This window comes from Pseudarthrobacter sp. PvP004 (assembly GCF_017876035.1).
In the GTDB taxonomy this organism is placed as follows: domain Bacteria; phylum Actinomycetota; class Actinomycetes; order Actinomycetales; family Micrococcaceae; genus Arthrobacter; species Arthrobacter aurescens_A.
On the sequence record NZ_JAGINL010000001.1, the window covers coordinates 361,695 to 379,240 of the forward strand.

13 protein-coding genes are annotated in these 17,546 nt (G+C 63.8%); 5 read left to right on the forward strand and 8 right to left on the reverse strand.

Going from position 1 to position 17,546, the window contains the following annotated elements:
- Positions 1 to 61 precede the first annotated feature (61 nt).
- Genes J3A64_RS01570 through J3A64_RS01585 form a run of 4 tightly spaced genes read right to left on the reverse strand, consistent with a single transcriptional unit; the run spans position 62 to position 6,325 of the window.
- Positions 62 to 3,136 (reverse strand): glycoside hydrolase family 2 TIM barrel-domain containing protein, encoded by a 3,075-nt coding sequence (locus J3A64_RS01570; RefSeq protein WP_210063511.1) that lies wholly within the window; start codon positions 3,134 to 3,136, stop codon positions 62 to 64.
- On the reverse strand, positions 3,136 to 4,050 hold the full coding sequence (locus tag J3A64_RS01575; protein WP_011775671.1) for a carbohydrate ABC transporter permease: 915 nt from the start codon (positions 4,048 to 4,050) through the stop codon (positions 3,136 to 3,138). Before J3A64_RS01575 ends, J3A64_RS01570 begins: the two co-directional genes overlap by 1 nt.
- Positions 4,047 to 4,994, reverse strand: a complete 948-nt coding sequence (locus tag J3A64_RS01580) for a carbohydrate ABC transporter permease (RefSeq protein ID WP_210063512.1) — start codon at positions 4,992 to 4,994, stop codon at positions 4,047 to 4,049. The genes J3A64_RS01575 and J3A64_RS01580 overlap by 4 nt, the downstream gene beginning before the upstream one ends.
- Positions 4,991 to 6,325: an ABC transporter substrate-binding protein gene (locus J3A64_RS01585; protein WP_210063513.1), complete on the reverse strand. Its 1,335-nt coding sequence runs from the start codon at positions 6,323 to 6,325 to the stop codon at positions 4,991 to 4,993. Before J3A64_RS01585 ends, J3A64_RS01580 begins: the two co-directional genes overlap by 4 nt.
- Before the next feature lie 150 nt (positions 6,326 to 6,475).
- On the opposite strand from J3A64_RS01585, the gene J3A64_RS01590 reads away from it, so the two are divergent.
- Positions 6,476 to 7,123, forward strand: coding sequence for a TetR/AcrR family transcriptional regulator (locus J3A64_RS01590; RefSeq protein WP_238324347.1), 648 nt, complete (start codon positions 6,476 to 6,478; stop codon positions 7,121 to 7,123).
- Here J3A64_RS01590 and J3A64_RS01595 read toward each other — a convergent pair.
- Genes J3A64_RS01595 through J3A64_RS01610 form a run of 4 tightly spaced genes read right to left on the reverse strand, consistent with a single transcriptional unit; the run spans position 7,120 to position 11,764 of the window.
- Entirely contained in the window at positions 7,120 to 8,295 is a 1,176-nt protein-coding gene (locus J3A64_RS01595) for an acyl-CoA dehydrogenase family protein (RefSeq protein ID WP_210063514.1), read from the reverse strand. The two genes, J3A64_RS01590 and J3A64_RS01595, sit on opposite strands and share 4 nt — an antisense overlap.
- 39 nt (positions 8,296 to 8,334) lie before the next feature.
- Complete coding sequence (locus tag J3A64_RS01600) at positions 8,335 to 9,861, reverse strand: APC family permease (RefSeq protein ID WP_014922433.1); 1,527 nt, start codon at positions 9,859 to 9,861, stop codon at positions 8,335 to 8,337.
- Positions 9,858 to 11,063 carry a glutathionylspermidine synthase family protein gene (locus J3A64_RS01605; protein ID WP_014922432.1) on the reverse strand — a complete coding sequence of 402 codons (1,206 nt, stop codon included), beginning with the start codon at positions 11,061 to 11,063 and terminating at the stop codon, positions 9,858 to 9,860. The genes J3A64_RS01600 and J3A64_RS01605 overlap by 4 nt, the downstream gene beginning before the upstream one ends.
- Positions 11,064 to 11,065: 2 nt before the next feature.
- Positions 11,066 to 11,764: a Tat pathway signal protein gene (locus J3A64_RS01610; protein ID WP_210063515.1), complete on the reverse strand. Its 699-nt coding sequence runs from the start codon at positions 11,762 to 11,764 to the stop codon at positions 11,066 to 11,068.
- Between the two features lie 151 nt (positions 11,765 to 11,915).
- Here J3A64_RS01610 and J3A64_RS01615 point away from each other — a divergent pair, with 151 nt between their 5' ends.
- The 4 genes from J3A64_RS01615 to J3A64_RS01630 all read left to right on the forward strand — a co-directional run bounded on the left by J3A64_RS01615 (position 11,916) and on the right by J3A64_RS01630 (position 17,387).
- Positions 11,916 to 13,451 carry an ATP-binding protein gene (locus tag J3A64_RS01615; RefSeq protein WP_210063516.1) on the forward strand — a complete coding sequence of 512 codons (1,536 nt, stop codon included), beginning with the start codon at positions 11,916 to 11,918 and terminating at the stop codon, positions 13,449 to 13,451.
- A complete protein-coding gene (locus J3A64_RS01620; protein WP_011775662.1) occupies positions 13,448 to 14,122 on the forward strand; it encodes a response regulator in 675 nt (224 codons plus the stop codon). The genes J3A64_RS01615 and J3A64_RS01620 overlap by 4 nt, the downstream gene beginning before the upstream one ends.
- Positions 14,123 to 14,154: 32 nt before the next feature.
- Positions 14,155 to 14,820: an MOSC domain-containing protein gene (locus J3A64_RS01625; RefSeq protein ID WP_210063517.1), complete on the forward strand. Its 666-nt coding sequence runs from the start codon at positions 14,155 to 14,157 to the stop codon at positions 14,818 to 14,820.
- Between the two features lie 386 nt (positions 14,821 to 15,206).
- A complete protein-coding gene (locus J3A64_RS01630; protein ID WP_014922427.1) occupies positions 15,207 to 17,387 on the forward strand; it encodes a DEAD/DEAH box helicase in 2,181 nt (726 codons plus the stop codon).
- Positions 17,388 to 17,546: the final 159 nt, after the last annotated feature.

The window sequence follows — 17,546 nt, forward strand, 5'->3', positions numbered from 1 at the left end:
CCCGCTCTGCGCGCTATTCGTGCTCGGAAGCGCGCAGAGCAGGCCCCGCAACGGGGGGAGCCTAGCTGGTTTCGCTGATCCGGAACGTGAGCGTTCGCGCTTCCGGACGCAGCGCGTACTCCGGCCAGACATCCGGTCCGCACGCCCTGGACCCGAGCCCGTGCTGGGCGGCATCGAGGTACAGGAAGCTGCCCTGACTGGTTGGCAAATCGTGCGGGTGTGCGGCCGCCGAGATCTCCTGCGCTGTGTGCCGGGAGAGCGTGAAACCGGGCAGGCGACCGCGGGAGTCCGGGACGGCATCGAGCTGCATCCAAGGAGCGCCGGCCGTGTGAAGATCCAGGGAACGGACAGCACTTCGGTGTCCCGATTCCTGCGGCTTGGCGTATTCCACCGAAAGCTCATCGATGCCGGCTGCGTAGCGGCCCACAAGCGTTGCGTGCATGCTATCCGGGTACGACTCACGGGGGCCGGCGCCGAACCAGGACGCACCGTCCACTGATCCGGGCAGGTCAAAACGCACCCCGACCCGGGGCCAGATGATGTCCCATCCCGCGCTCGGAACGATGTCCAGGCGGAGCCACAGCTCACCGCCCGATAGTTGCCAGGTCTCCTCCACAGAGACCCAGTGTGCGGCGTCGGCCGCGGCGTATCGGGTACGGGTCACTACGCCGCTGTCACTGGCTGAGACTTTCTCTACCCGTGCCGTGAGCCGGTCCAATCCAGCGGCCCGCCAGACAGTTTCCATGGACGGAGCGGGAGTGCCGTTGCCGTTGTTGAGCCAAGGATCTGCGAGGTCGTAGCTGCCGCGGCCGGCGCCGGCGTCGTTGTCCGTGGGGGCCCGCCACAACTCAAGCCGCGGCCCGGACACCGGAAGCCCGCCGAGCGAGACCAGACGGCCGTCCTCGAAGACGCCAGGGCCCAGCGATACTGTCCCGGCCCCCGATGAAGCGGCCTGCCCCACTGATGCCACGGGGCGCGGGACTGCAAGGCGCGGACGCGATTCCAGTTCCAGTTGCGCGGCAGAGATGACATGCCCGGCTTCGGCCCATACGGTGTCCTTGCGGAGCACCGCCTCCACGGTCAGCCAGTGTTCGCCACTGGCCACAGCGAACTCCGGCAACTCGACAAGCGCCGAGGCCCCTGCTGCGAGCGACGCGCCTGCTTGAGTCACGACGTCGAGCTCTCCGGAGGAACCAAGGACGCCATCCATTTCCGTACGCCAGCGCAGTACGACGTCCGATGCATCAGCCGTGTGCCGCAGGTTGGCCACGGAGACGAAACGGCGCGTGCCGCCGTCGTGGGTTTCAGTGCTGAAGCCCAAGCGCAGGGGAGCGACGATCTGCTTGTACTCGAAAAGCCCCGGGCTGGGCGTGGAATCGGACAGGACCATGCCGTCCATCACGAAGTTGCCGTCGTGGACCACCTCCCCGAAGTCGCCGCCGTAGGCGAAGAACTCCGTGCCGTCGGCTGTGGTGGTGCGGATGCCGTGGTCCCGCCACTCCCAGACGAACCCTCCGTGTAGCCGCGGGTAGCGTTCCACCAGCTCCTCGTACTGATCGATGGCGCCGGGACCGTTACCCATGGCGTGGACGTATTCGCACAGGATGAACGGTTTGCTGCGCTGCCGTGCGGACTCCGCCGCGGAGCAGCCGAGCAGCAATGAGCCGGAGTCGTCCCGACCGATCGCCTCGGTTTCCGGAACCGACGAGTACATCCGCGAGTAAACGTCCGTGTAGGCACCCGTGTAGTCGCCCTCGTAGTGGACGGGCCGGCCGGCGTCGCGGGCGTGCGTCCATGCGGACATCGCGGCGAGGTTGGAGCCCGTGCCTGACTCGTTGCCGAGCGACCACATGACGATGGACGGGTGGTTCTTGTCCCTCTCCACCGTCCGCTCCATGCGGTCAACCAGAGCTTCACGCCACGCGGGATCATCGCTGGGATTGCCCACCCAGCCGTGCCGTTCAAAGCCGTGCGTTTCCAGGTCGCATTCCAGGATCACCCAGAAGCCCAGCTCGTCCGCGATGTCCAGCAAACGGGGATGCGGAGGGTAGTGGCTAGTGCGGATCGCGTTGACGTTGAACTGCTTCATCAAGGCGAGGTCCGCGCGGGCGAAGTCCTCGTCAAACACACGCCCGCGGTCCGGATGTGTCTCGTGCCGGTTCACGCCGTGGAACACCACGCGGCGGCCGTTCACCAGGAACTGGTCACCCTTGATCTCCACCGTTCGGAAACCCAAGCGCAGCGAAACGGTCTCGCCTTCACTTGCCACTGTTGCGTTATACAGGCGTGGAACCTCCGCGGACCAAGGTTCGACGCCGGCAATCGCCACCGGGGCGACGTCGGCAGGGGTGTTCCAGACGACGCCGACGTCGAGTTCCGGAACTGACAGCCGAACCGGGTAGGCGGCCTCGTCGGCCGTGATCTCGGGGTCAATGACGCCTGAACCGGCGGTGTAAGACGTACGCAACCAGACGTCGTCGAGACCCTTCTTGGGGCGGGCCTGGAGCGTGACGTCGCGGAAGATGCCCGGCATCCACCATTGGTCCTGGTCCTCGACGTAGCTTGAGGCTGACCACTGGTGGACGCGGACAGCCAGCACGTTATGTCCGGGGCGCACGGCCTCGGTGACGTCGAATTCCTGGGCCAGCCGGCTACCGGTTCCCACGCCGATTTCGTTGCCGTTAAGCCATACCTTGTAGCGGGATTCGACGCCGTCGAACCTCAGCACGATGCGCTCTGCGTCGTCCCAGTCCCCGGGAAGATCGAAGCTTCGGCGGTAGTCGCCGGTGGGGTTCTGGTCCGGGACATGTGGTGCGTCGGTAGGGAAGGGGAACTGGACGTTGGTGTAAATGGGGCGCCCGTAGCGGCCCTCACCCTCCAGGACCCAGTGCGCCGGAACCGGGATCTGCTCCCAGCTGGAATCGTCCAAGGCTTCCTCGGCGACGCCTTCCACGGCCTCACCGGCGGGAAGGACGCCGCGACCGCCAGGGGTTCCGGGAGCGCCGGGGAGAAGCCGGAAACGCCACTGGCCGTTGAGGGAGAATGTTGGCGCGTCTGTGTGCAGCCAGGAACGGGCCGGGAGTCTCTTTCCGGTGCCGGGACCGGTGTCAGTGATGTAGTGGGAGTTGATGGTCATTACTTAACGGCTCCTTCTGTCAGTCCACCGCGCCAGAAGCGCTGCAGGACAACCATGGCGATGCTGAGCGGAATAATGGAAAGCAGCACGCCGCCGGTAGTCAGTTCATAGAATTCGGGCAAACGGTCAACCTGGCTGAGCCAGTTGTTCAGGCCGAGGGTGATGGGGTAAAGCTCGGAATCGGACAGCATGACCAGCGGCAGGAAGTAGTTGTTCCAGATGCCCACCAGCTGGAACAGGAACACGGTGACCAGTGCCGGCGTCAGAACCTTGAGCCCAATGGTGTGGAAGATGCGGAGCTCTCCCGCGCCGTCGATCCTGGCGGCCTCGATCAGCGAGGTATCCACAGTGGCCTGGGCGTAGATGCGGCAGAGGAACAGGCCGAACGGCGAGACAAGCGAGGGGAGCAGGACACTCCAGTACGTGTTGGCCAGGCCCATCTGGCTGAACAGCAGGAAAAGCGGCAAGGCCGTGGCTGTGCCGGGAACCAGCACGCCGCCCAGGATGGTGCCGAACACCAGATTGCGTCCCTTGAACTCATACTTGGCCAAGGCATAGCCACCGGCCGCCGCAAAATACGTGGCCAGAAGCGCGCCGACGCCGGCGTAGATCGCCGAATTCAGGAACCAACGGCCAAAAATGCCGTCGTCGTAGCTGACCACACGGCCGATGTTTTCCCACAAAGAGAACGTGGGGGCGAACCAGAAGCCATTGGTGGAGAAGAGGTCTTCCGTGGACTTCGTGGAGGCAACGAAGACCCAATACACGGGGATCAGGAAGTACAAGGCGACCACCACCAACAGTGCGGTGACAATGATGGTGGACGACCGCCGTCGTCCGGCTGAGCGGTCCGGGCCTGCCGAAGCTTTGCTGCGGACGGGCGTGGTGGTTGGCTTCGTGGCTGTGGCGGTCATGAGGACTTCCTGTTCGTCAGTGCGAGGAAGGCGAAGGAAAGGGCAAACGCGGCCACGGCGATGATGACCGACTGTGCTGCTGCGACGTTGTAGTCGTTGTAGGCAAAAGCAGTTGTGTAGGCGCTGAGGTTCGGCGTGTATTGGCTGTCGATTGCCGGCGCCACCGTCTTGAGGACCTGGGCCTCAGCGAAGAGCTGCAGCGTTCCGATGATGGAGAACACCGTGGTGAGCATGAGGGCCGGACGGATCAGGGGGAGTTGGATGCTCCGGGCAACGCGCCAGGTGGAGGCACCATCCACCTTGGCGGCCTCGTAGAGTTCCACCGGGATGGCTTTCAGCTGGGCCACGATAATCAGCATGTTGTAGCCCGTGTAACTCCACGTGACGATGTTCGCGATGGACCACAGCACGCTGTTCGCGCCGAGGAAATCCGGGGTCAGGCCCACAATTTTCGCGACGTCAAACAACGGGCTGAGCCCGGGCACGTACAGGAAGGACCAGAGGATGGTGGCGATAACTCCCGGTACGCCGTAGGGGAGGAAGTAGGCGGCACGGAAGAAGCCCGGCCATTTTGCCGACGCCGATTCGAGCATGAGAGCCAACGCGGTGCACAGGACGATCATGACGGGCACCTGGACCACACCGAACAACAGCATTCGGCCAATGGATGCCACGAAGCTGCCGTCTGCCAGGGCCTGGGCGTAGTTGCTGAACCCTGCGAATTCGCTGGTCACCCCGGCCTCGCCGAACAGTCCGCTGCGGGTCACCTTGGTGAAGCTGGACATGATGGCCACAACAATGGGCAGCAGGAAGGTGAGGACGAAGAGTCCCAGGAATGGGGCGAGCAGGAGCCAAGGTGCGCGTGCGGCAGCACCGTTTCGCTTGCCGGGGCGGCCTGGTGCGGCGGGGCGCTGCACGGTGGGTGCGGTGCGGGTGGTCGTCATGCCGTTTCCTTCCGGATGCTGAGGCCCTTGTTCTTGAAAACGGTTATGATCTGCTGCTCCGAATCAGCAACGGAGTCCACCAACGTGGTCCCGAAGGCCTTCTTGCGGAAGCCGTCGCTGAGGATGTTGAAGGACTGCTGGGTTACCGGCCACCAGGACCAGTCAGGGTTCTGCTGTTTGGTAGCGGGGACGAAAACTTCCTCGTTGTAGCGTTGGCCGCCGAAAAATGCCGAGGGTTGCTGCCGCTCCGTGCCGATGAAATCGGGGTTGGGTGACCAGCCGATGCCGCTGTGTTTGATCTGGGCGTCGATTCCTTCTGTGGACGTGGTCAGCCACACGGCGAATTCGACTGCTTCTTTGGGGTGTTTGCTGTTGGCCAGGACTGCTGCCGTGGAACCGCCGAGGTAGCTTGAGCCGAAGCCAGTATCACCCCAGGTGGGCATCGGTGCTGCGAGCCACTTTCCTTCGGAGCCGCTGACACCCTGAACCAGAGCATCACCCCAGCTGCCGGTTATGGTCGAGGCAATGCCGCCCTTGCTGGCAGCTGCAAACCAGCCCGGGGAGAAGGCGCCGTACGCTGTGGTGACGAGGTCGTCGTCGATCGCTTTGTCGAAGAAACGCGCGGTGTTGAGCGTGGCGTCGTCCGTCATGTTGATGACCCAGCCGTCTTCCTCGGGGCGCAGCCACTGCGCGCCGGCCTGCGCCGCGAAAGAGGCAAACGGAGAGGCGTCACTGATGGGGAAGCAGTCCAGGTAGCTGTCCACGGAGCGAAGTTCGACGGCCAGCGCAGCCCATTCGTCCCAGGTTTTAGGAGCGACTCCGCCCACCTTGTCCAGGATGGCCGGTTGGTAGAACATGCCCATGGGGCCGGCGTCCTGGGGGATGCCGTAGACACCCCCGGTGTAACTGACCTGCTTCCACAAGGTGGGGTCGTATAAGTGGGCGTGATCATCGGCGCCGTAGCGGGACACATCAACCAGGCCATTTACGAGCATGAACTCCGGGATGGAGCGGAACTCCACCTGGGCCAGGTCCGGTCCGCCTCCTGCTGCCAGGGCCGAGTAGAGCTTCTGATATCCGCCGGAGTTGCCGCCCGGAATCCACACCACGTCCACGTGGATGTTCGGATTGGCTGCATTCCAGACGTCGGCAACTTTCTGGAAATCCTTGAGCCAGGCCCAGTAGGTAAGTCGCACGGGCTCGCCGGCGGCGGGGATGGTCGGCGCAGCGTTGACGGACTGTGTTCCTGGAGTTGCGCACCCGGTCAGCAGGCCCATGGCTGCTGTTCCCAGGCCTGCGCCCAGGAGTTGTCTTCGCGTGAATGGGGTCATTAGCCTTCACCTCTTCGTGTCAGGTTGACGATGCCGCGCGCTTGGATTCGTAGGTCCGGCCGTGGCAAGTGTGACAACGGTAACAGAAAATTCGAGTGGGTACTCGAATTTCGCAAAGAGGGTTCCAAGACGCATGTACACTGGCTTGCCATGACCACAAAGGACGTGGGCCGCGCAGCGAGGCGGGGTCCGTACGCGAAATCCGAAGAACGGCGCCGGACCATTCTGGACGCCGCCCATGAGGTGTTTGCTGCCCACGGCTACCGTGGTGGATCACTGCAGGACGTTGCCGATCGGGTGGGGCTAAGCCAAACCAGCCTGCTGCACTATTTCCCTTCCAAACGCGATCTCCTGATGGCAGTCCTGGAGCGCCGCGACGAAATCACGGGCGACGCCTTTCCGGACGACATGGAAGAAGGCCTGGTTGACTCGGTGATCCGGACGGCGCTCTTCAACGAAAACATCCCGGGCGTGGTTGAGTTGTACACCGTTCTGTCCGCGGAGTCGGTCACCGATTCGCACCCAGGACGGGTCTACTTCACCGAACGATTCGAACGTCTCCGAAAGAGCTACGCGCGGCGGTTTGCCGAGCTGGCCGCAGAGGGCAGGCTCCGCCCCGGGGTCGATCCTGGTGAAGCTGCCATGTCCCTGGTTGCCCTGTGGGACGGGCTTCAAACGCAATGGCTGCTGGCCCCCGACGAGGTGGACGTGGTCAAGGGCCTGCGTGGCTATTTCAAGCTGCTGGTGCTCCCGGAACCCGGACCCAACGAGGGACAGCCCGGCACTCAGTCGGGCTAGCCGCGGAAAGCCCCGATGCCCGTGATGTGTTGCCCCAGGATCAGGGTGTGCACCTCATCTGTGCCCTCGTACGTCCGCACCGACTCCAGGTTGTTGGAGTGGCGCAGCGGTGAGTAATCCAGCGTCACACCGTTGCCGCCCAGGATGGTGCGGGCCTCACGGGCGATCTTGATGGCCTCGCGGACGTTGTTCAGCTTGCCCAAGGAAATCTGCTGGGGTTGAAGATGACCGGCGTCCTTCAACCGGCCCAGGTGAAGGGCCAGCATGGTGCCCTTCTGGATCTCCACCAGCATGTTCACCAGTTTCTCCTGCGTCAGCTGGTAACCGGCCAAGGGGCGGCCGAACTGGAGTCGGTTCCCTGCGTACTCCAGCGCAGCTTCGTAGGAGTCCCGGGCAGCTCCCATGGCTCCCCACGCGATGCCGTAGCGTGCCTCGTTGAGGCACGAGAACGGTCCCTTAAGTCCCATGGCACCCGGGAGGACGGCCTCAGGACCCAGCCTCACGCCGTCGAACTTCACATCGCACTGAATGGACGCACGCATGGAGAGCTTCGGCTCGATAGGCGTCGCGGTCACCCCGGATGTTCCGGCGGGAACCAGGAACCCGCGGATTCCGTCCTCGGTTTTGGCCCACACCACCATGACGTCCGCGATGGACGCGAGGCCGATCCAACGTTTGGCACCTTCCAGGACCCAACCGTCGGCCGTTTCGCGGGCAAAGGTGGTCATGGATGACGGGTCCGACCCCGCCGTCGGCTCCGTAAGGGCGAAGCAACCAATCAGTTCGCCGGCCGCCATCCGTGGCAGCCACTGCTCTTTCTGCGCCTCCGAGCCCCACTTGTGGATCGCCGTCATGGCAAGGGAGCCCTGCACCGAAACGAAGGTGCGGATCCCCGAATCACCCGCCTCCAGTTCCATCGCTGCAAGACCATATTCGACGGCGGTCCGGCCGGGACAGCCGTAACCGTCCAGGTGCATGCCCAGTACACCGAGCTCGCCCAACTCCGGGGCGAGCTCGCGCGGGAAATGAGCGTCCTCGTACCAGCGGGCGATGTTGGGTCGGATCCGTTGCGCGGTGTAGTCGCGGACCCGGTCGCGCAGGGCAAGCTCGTCCGCGGTCAGCAGAGAATCGAGGGCAAGGACGTCGGAGGTGTTCGTCATCGAATCGCTCATTCCAGCATCCTAGGCGCCGAACACTGCCTTCCGTCGCGGTTACTCGCCGCGGACCACCCCAACCTCGGCCCGGTCACCCGTGAAGTAGCCCCGGGTGGAGGGGGCGAAGCGGCACACGACGGCCAAAACAACGCCCAAGGCCAGCAGCAGCACTCCGCTGACGAACGCCCCGCCGATGCCGAAGATTTGGGTGTCCCCGTACGCCGGATCCCACATCTGGACTGCGGAAATGAAGAACGCCGCTGTGAGGGACAGTGCGCCGAGGAACGGCAGGATGCCACGGAACCACAGGTTCCGGGCGGAATCCCGGAGCGTGGAACGGAAGAACCACACACAGGAGAAGCCGGTCAGTGCGTAGTAGAAGGCGATGAACAAGCTGATGGCGCTGATGGAGTCCGAGAGGAGGTTCTCGCTCAAGAAGCTCATGGCCACGTAGTACACCACGGCCACCGCACCCATCACCTGGGTGGAGAAGCCCGGGGTCATGAAGCGCTCGTGGACCTTGCCGAACCGGGGAGGCAGTGCACCGTGGACACCCATGGACAGGGTTCCGCGGGCTGTCGGCAGGATGGTGGTCTGTGTGGAGGACAGGACGGACGCAAGCACAGCCACGATGATCAGCCAGCCCCAAGGACCCAACACCACGTCCTTCATAGCCAGGAACACGTCATCCTGGTTTGCTTCGTTGCCCAGACCGATACCGTCCGTACCGATCGTGGCATACATCATCACCAGCAGCGCCACGGAAACATAGATCGCCACCAGAACAGAGGCTGAGATGACGGCGCCACGTCCAGGCGTCTTGGCAGGGTTCTCCGTCTCCTCGTTCAGCGCCAGGCAGGTATCCCAGCCCCAGTAGATGAACAGGGCAAGCAGCACGCCGTGAACCACGGCGCCGGGATCGGCAAAGGCGCCGGCGGGGTTGAACCACTCGAAGTCGAAGGCCTGGCCCTCAGGCGCGCCCCCGGCGATCCGGAAGATGATGGCCACCGCGAAGATGCCCAACGAAATGTACTGAATGTAAGTCAGCGTGCGCTGGACATGCTCGCCCAGCCGGATGCCACGATGGTTCACGTACGTCATGAACACGATGAACAACACACCAGTAGCCGTCACCAGCCACGTGTTGTCGGCCAGGGAACCGTCACCGATCAGCAGCCACAAATACTTGCCCGCGATCTGCGCCAGGTTGGCCAGCACCACCACTCCCGCGAGTGCCACGCCCCAGCCACCCAGCCAACCGGCCCACGGCCCGAAGGTCTTGCGGGCCCAGAAGAATGTGGTGCCACAGTCCGGCATGGCGCTGTTGAGCTCACGGAACGCGTAGGCAATGAACAGCACCGGGATGAAGCCGAGGATCAGGATCAGGGGAGTGTAGTTCCCATTAACGGCCACAATGAGCCCCAGCGTTGCCGCCAGCGAGTAGACGGGCGCGGTGGATGCAAGGCCCAGCATGACGGAGTCGCCAAGGTCCAGGATCCCGGCGTGGAGGCCTTTGGGAGGTACGACGGCGGTACGGTCGCCGCCCGCTGAGCCGCCACCCGGCGTCGAGGTTTCAGTGCTCATAGTGCAGCTCCGTAGGAAGTAGCAGGGGGCGCGACAGGCGCCGGGGCGTCGATGGTATTGGGAACAAAGCGGCAAAAGTAGTCCGTGATGGGTCCGTCGGATTCGCGGATGCCACAGCCCACGGATTCGCCATCCACTACCCAAAGACCCAGGACAGGGTGGTTCCCGTCGAAGTCGGGGAGGGCGTGGTACTGCTGAAAGCACCAGCCTTCACGGCCGTAACCACCTGGCTGTTGGATCTCGATGCCGGGGGCGTGAATTCGGATGTTGTCGCCCTCCCGCCCGTGCAGCGGCTTGGCCACCCATTCCTTGAGGGGACCCGGATCGCCGAGGTAGGCAGGCAGCAGGTTCTCATGGTTGGGGTAGAGGTGCCATAGCGCAGCCAGCAAGGCTTTGTTGGACAGCAGCATCTTCCATGCCGGCTCAACCCAGCGGGGGTTGTGGGCACGTTGCAGAAGCCGTTGCCCGAACGGTTCCTTCATCATGAGCTCCCACGGGTACAGCTTGAACATGGTGCTGATCATGAAGTTGTCCAGGTCCACAAACCGGTTCAGGTTGGGGTCCCAGCCGATATCGGACATGTTGATGCCGATGGTGGTCCAGCCGCCCTGGCTCGCGACGTCCCGCATGTAGGCGGCAGTCATCCAATCCTCGCCGGATTCCTCCGCCTCCGAGTGGGCAACGTGCAGGGTGCTCATGCCGGTGCGGAACTGCAGCTTCTTCCATTGGCGGATCAGGGCCTCATGGATTCCGTTCCACTGGTCCTTTTCCGGGAAGACGTCCTGGAGCCAGAACCACTGGGCCACAGAGGCTTCGATCAGGCCCGTGGGGGTATCGGCGTTGTACTCCAGCATTTTCGCCGGACCGCCGTTGCCGTCATAGATGAAGTCGAAGCGACCGTAAATGTCCATGTCCGCGGCCATCAACGACTCGGCAGCGAGTTCCAAGGCCTGCTGCCCGATGCCGATATCGCCCATGGCCCCGGTGGCCAAGTACTTCGCGGCCTCCAAGCACATGATGTGCATGTCCTCGGCCGTCTTCTCGAGGGTCTCCACCTCGTCCTCGGTGAATTCGTAGTAGGCCGATTCGTTCCAGTATTCGATTTTCCGGCCATCGGGCATGGTGGTAGTGGAAAATACCAGGCCCTGTTCTTCGATCTTTTGCTTCCAGTCCGGCCTGGGCGCGGAGGGCAGTCGACGCACGCCTAACCTCCCGAGCTTCCGCCGCTTTTGGAACTGCTGCCGAAGCCGCCTCGGCTGACCGTGCCGCCCTTGGTGCTGTACCCCGTGGAGGACTTTGCCCCCGTAGGCACGGTCTTGGTGTAGCTCGGGTAGGCGCTGCGGTTCTGCCCCACGGCAGGCACACTGGCACCCCGGGAATAGAAGTACCAGGCGTATATCCCTGAGCTGCGGCCCGCCGAGCTGCTGTTGTCGCACTGGGTGTCGTCAACGCGTTCGCCGGTTTCGTCATTGAAACAGACTTGTGCGTAGTCGGCTTCCTGCTCATTGCTGGCCACGATCGCCGTAATGGTTCCGGCCAGAAGGGCGGTCACGCCCAGGCCCACCACCAAGGTGCGGCGATGCGAGCGCTTCTTCTTCTTTGCTGCCTCGGCCTCGCCGCGTTCGCGTTCTTTCGCGAAGGGGTCAACCACGGGGAGGGGCTGGCCGGGCTGGGGTGCGCCTGCCCCGGCAGGGGGTGCCCCGGCGGGGGATTTCTTCCTCTTCCCGGAGCTGCTTTGGGCGGGGTCGTTTTCCACGGGCGTGAACAGCTCAGGATGGAGCTCCGGCTTGGGCACCTGCCAGGGAGGAGGCTTGGGCTGATTATTGCCCGCTCCGAAGTCGGCGTTGTTGTCCCTGCTGCCGCCGTTGTTGCCGGCTGCGTCAGGGCTGTCTTTCGGGCCCATGGTATCCCCCTGGATAGACCGTTGAAATGTCCGGCGGCACGCCGGACCAGAATGCTCAGAGCAAGCCTAGTCGTTGTGCGCGGTGCAGGCACGGGTGACAGCGGTATATGGGGATAACTCCCCATATTCGGAACCGTGTAAGGATGTAGCCATGGCGGGACCTGAAGCACATAACAGCGGCGACGACGGCGTGCTGCTGCGGCTTCCCTCGGTTCGCGGCATTGGCACCGGCCGGGTGGTCACGGGCCTGGTGCTGGCAGTCCTGTTGCCGCCGGGCATTGAACTGGTGGTCACGGTCCTCGGCTTCCGCAACTTCGCCATGATCATGCTGTTGCAACTGGCTGTGGCTGTTGCGGTGGCTGCCATCGGCGGTTTGTGGCCGGCAGTGGTGGCCGCCGTGCTGGGCAGCGTCCTCCTGAACTATTTCTCCGCGGACCCTGTGGGTTCCCTCTCCATCGCCGACCCCACCACTTTGTTTACCGTGGTGGTTTTCCTTGCTGTGGCCTGTGGTGTGGCGCTCGCAGTGGGGCTTGCAAGCCGCCGGGCACAGGAAGCCGCACGCTCCGGGGCGGAGGCCACGGCGCTCAGTGAGCTCGCCCTGCGCATCCTTAGCTCGGATGGAAGCCTGGAAACCTTCCTTGAGAAAGTGCGCAGCAACCTGGGCATGGAAGCGGTGTCGCTGCTGGGTTCCCAGTCGCCGGTCGCCCCCGGATTGGCAGCAACAGCCGGCGCCCAGACCGAGTGGCGTGTCCTGGCGAGTGCCGGGCCGAATCCGCCGGTGACCCATGCCGCCGCCGACCATGCCGCCGTCGTCGATCCTCACTACACGCTGCTGCTGCGCGGCGGTCCTTTGTCAGCCCAGCACCAGCGGATGCTGGCCGCCTTCGGTGCTTTCGTGGTGGCCGTCCGGGAGAGGCAGCAGCTGGTGAAGAGCCGGCGGGACAACGTGAGGTTGGCCGAGGGCAACAAGATGCGAACGTCCATCCTGCGCGCTGTTTCGCATGACCTCCGAACTCCGTTGGCCGGGATCAAGCTCGCTGTCAGCAGCCTGCGCCAGGAGGACGTGAGTTTCCCGCCGGACGTGGAACGGGAGTTGCTGGAGACCATCGAGGAGTATGCGGACCGCCTGGACCATTTGGTGGACAACCTCCTGGACATGTCGCGAATCACGGCGGATGCAGTCAATCCGCTGTTGACCGGCATTGTGTGGGCTGAGGTGCTGCCGCAGGCGTTGAGGGGAGTTTCCAAGGAACGGCTGCGCAATGAACTGCCGCCCAACCTTCCACCTGTGCAGGCCGACGCCGGAATGCTTGAGCGGGTGGTGGCCAACATTGTGGAGAACGCCGTGAAGTATGCGCCCGACTCCGATGTGGTCCTGACTGCCCGCACCGGCGCCGGCATCACCTTGGGGGACCGGCCCGCCAGCGAACTGAGAATCGTCGATCACGGCAGGGGAGTGGGGCATAAGGAAGTGGTGGATATTTTCCAGCCGTTCCAGCGTTTTGGTGATTCGACGTCGCCTGCGCCCGGGGCCGGAATCAGTGCCGGTGGCGGGATCGGTTTGGGACTGGCCGTCGCAAAGGGTTTCAGCGAGGCCATGGGCGGCAGGCTCGCTGCGGAGCCGACGCCGGGCGGCGGCTTGACCATGGTGGTCACCTTGCCGCTGTGGACCGGTGGGCCGCAATGACGCTGGTGCTCATCGTTGAGGACGAGGCCCGCATTGCCCGGGCCATGCAGGTCACCCTTCAAGCCAACGGTTACCAGGCGCTGACTGTGGGGACCGGCGCTGACGCGCTGCAAGCCACTGCCAAGCAGCCGGTGGAAATCGTGGTGCTGGACCTCGGTCTGCCGGACATGGACGGCGTGGAGATCATCCGCCGCATTCGCGGCTGGAGCAGTATGCCCATCATTGTGCTGTCCGCCCGGCACGCCTCGGAGGACAAAGTTGAAGCGCTCGACGCCGGTGCGGACGACTACGTGACCAAGCCTTTCGGTTTGGATGAGCTGCTTGCGCGGCTTCGGGTCGCCTCCCGCCGGGTGGTTACCGAGCACGAGGAACCCACGCTGGCCACCACGGACTTCATGGTTGACCTGGCCGGTAAGAAGATCGTCAAGGATGGCTCGGAAGTGCGCCTGACGCCTACGGAATGGAACATCCTGGAGCTGCTGGTCCGCAATAAGGGGAAGCTGGTGAGCCAACAGCAAATCCTTACCCAGGTGTGGGGGCAGGCGTACGCGAAGGAAACACAGTACCTGCGCGTATATATAGCCCAACTGCGCCGCAAGCTGGAGCGCGATCCCGCTGAACCACGCCACCTGCACACGGAAGCCGGCATGGGCTATCGTTTTGATCCTTAGTCCTGGCTCCGCCCGTCCGTACACTGGTGTCCATGAACACCGCATCCCTCCTTGCCGTCTGCCGTGTCCACCAGTTGCTGCCCGACCCCCAGGGGAGCGTGGGAGTCACCGGCATAGACAAGCGCCCTGTAGAGGGGGCAATCAAGGTTCACAAACTTGGCCTTCACGGGGATGTGCAGGCCAACCGGGTTGATCACGGCGGCGAAGACCAAGCCCTGTACGCATATTCACAGGCGGATGCGGACTACTGGTCCGGCGAGTTGCAGCGGGAGCTGCCCGCCGGTCTCTTCGGGGAAAACCTGCGCGTGGCCGGAATCGAAACCACCGGCGCTGTGATCGGCGAACGCTGGAGGATTGGCCTGGATGTGGAACTGGAAGTCACGTCACCGCGTGTCCCGTGCGCAACCTTCCAAAGGGTGATCGGTGAGCCCCAATGGGTGAAGCGCTTCACGCAGGCCGGCCGTATCGGGACCTACCTCAGGGTGATCAAGACAGGCACCATCTCAGCGGGAGACCACATCCACCGCACCTTCGTCCCCAAGCACGGCATTACGGTGGGGCAGTGGTTCAGCGAGCCCAGCCCCGAACTGGTACAGATTCTCTTGGATGCCGAGGCCGACGGAGAGATCCGTTTGCAGGAGGACTACCGTCCGGTCTTTGAAAAGGTCATGCGGAGAAACGGGCTCCAGGGCCTTTAGCGGGGGAGCGAAGAGCTTGTGTGAACAAGCTCACCCGGGCTTCAGGGGCTCTCGGGTCGCGGTGATGGGCCTCTGTGCCCTACACTTGAAATATCCCCCACTCCGGAAATCCCTTTATCCTGCCCAATTCTTGAGGCAGGACTGGTAAGTGTTGGGGCCCGCAAATGTGTGCGGGCATTTTCATAGGGAGAGCCGGCTAAAGAAAACGCTGTACAGACTGCTGGGATAGCAGCCAAGAGATGCAGCGGGAAGTCCTGCCATGGGATTGCGATAGCGCCGGACTTCTTGCGAAAAGCAGGGCACCTTTTCCTGTTTCTCGCGACGAGTAATGCGGCCAAGCCCAACCGGGCCGCGCCGACTGCCCTATGGATGAGGAATTTCCCCCTATGACCGAAAATCTCAACGAAAACTTCGACGCTGAGTCCGCTGATGTAGCGACCACCGAGTCCGCTGATGTAGCGGAGACCTCCGCTCCCGCCGAAGCTGAAGCACCGGCTGCTGCCGCTGCCCCCGTCGAGACCGTTGCAGCTGAGACTGCAGCCCCCGCCTTCACCGAAGCTCCTGCCCCGAAGGCAGAAGAAGAGGAAGAAGAAGGCGTCCGCTTCGTCGATCTTGGCATCGACGGACGCGTTCTGGCCGCCCTGCAGGACGTCGGCTACGAAAAGCCGTCCCCCATTCAGGCAGCCACCATCCCGCTCCTCCTCGAAGGCCGCGATGTTGTAGGCCTCGCACAGACCGGTACCGGCAAGACCGCAGCTTTCGCTGTTCCTGCCCTGTCCCGCCTGGCTGAACTTCACGACCTCAACGGCCCGTCCCGCAAGACCCAGGCGCTTGTTCTGGCTCCGACGCGTGAACTGGCCCTCCAGGTTGCTGAGGCATTCACCTCCTACGCCAAGCACATTGATGACTTCACGGTCCTTCCCGTTTACGGTGGCTCGGCTTACGGCCCCCAGCTCGCCGGCCTGCGCCGAGGTGCACAGGTTGTTGTCGGTACCCCCGGCCGCGTGATCGACCACATCGCCAAGGGTTCCCTGGACCTGTCCGAACTCCAGTACCTGGTGCTGGACGAAGCTGACGAAATGCTGCGCATGGGCTTTGCCGATGACGTTGAGCAGATCTTCCAGCAGACTCCTGAAACCCGCCAGGTTGCCTTGTTCTCTGCCACCATGCCGGGCCAGATCCGCCGCATGTCCAAGCAGTACCTGAACAACCCGGCTGAGATCTCGGTGAAGTCCAAGACCACCACCGGCGCCAACACCAAGCAGCGCTACCTCCAGGTCATGGGCCCGCACAAGCTGGACGCCCTGACCCGCATCCTTGAGGTTGAAGAGTTCGACGGCGTCATCGCCTTCGTGCGCACCAAGATGGCTACCGAGGACCTGGCCGACAAGCTCAAGGCCCGCGGTTTCCAAGCTGCCGCCATCAACGGCGACATCCCGCAGCAGCAGCGCGAACGCACTGTGGACGCGCTGAAGGAAGGCCGCATCGACATCCTGGTTGCTACCGACGTCGCGGCCCGTGGCCTTGACGTTGAGCGCATCAGCCACGTCATCAACTACGACATCCCCCACGACACCGAGTCCTACGTGCACCGCATTGGCCGTACGGGCCGTGCAGGCCGTTCCGGCGATGCCATCCTGTTCATGACGCCGCGTGAGAAGTACCTGCTGCGTTCCATCGAAAAGGCCACGCGCCAGCCGGTGGAGCAGATGCACCTGCCCACAGCTGAGACCGTGAACACGTTGCGCCTTGGCAAGTTCGCCGAGCGCATCACGGAGACCCTCGAGTCCGAGGATGTCGCAGCGTTCCGCGACCTCATCTCCTCTTACGAGGAAGAGCACAACGTGCCGGCCTCCGAGATCGCTGCAGCCTTGGCCGTCATGGCCCAGGGTGGACAGCCTTTGCTGGTCAAGGAACTGCCTGCCGCTCCTGAGTACCAGAAGCGCGAGCGCTCCAAGGACGGCTTCGGTTCCCGTGGCCCGACCCGTGCGCTCACCGAGGGCAACGCCACCTACCGGATCGCCGTCGGACGCCGTCAGCGCGTCATGCCGGGTTCCATCGTTGGTGCCATTGCCAACGAAGGTGGCATCTCTTCCGCACAGATCGGTGGCATCGACATCCGCTCGGACCACTCCCTGGTGGAGCTCCCGGCAGACCTGAGCCCCGAGCAGCTGCGCGCACTGTCCCGCACCCGCATCGGTGGCGAGCTGATCAACCTCGAACTGGATAACGGACGCAGGCCCAGCGGCGACCGTGGCGGTTACTCCGGTGGCGGCGCTGGTGGACGCGGTGGTTACGGCGACCGCGAAAACCGTGGCGGCGGAAACTTCAAGGGCAGCGGCGGCTTCAAGAAGGACTTCCGCAAGTCCGACGGCGAGCGTACCTCTGCTGATCGTGGCGGACGCTCCTACAGCGACCGTTCAGAGCGCACCGCAGGCAGCTTCGGCGACCGCGATCGTGGCCAGGCCAGCGGTTCCCGCTTCGGTGGTCACGGTGACGGTGCCCGCAAGCCCCGCACCGGCGGCGAAGGCAGCAACCGCGATTTCAACCGCAAGGGCAAGTGGTAAACACTTCCTTGGTGGTAAACACTAAGTAGTTCCCGTCAGGGGGTCGGCTTTCGAGCCGGCCCCCTGATGTGTTTAATGCTTCCCTCCGGGGCTTGTTGGCTGCGCGCGCCGTTGTGCGGCGGGGATTTCCCACAGGAGCGGGTTCCGTGGGGCCGTGCC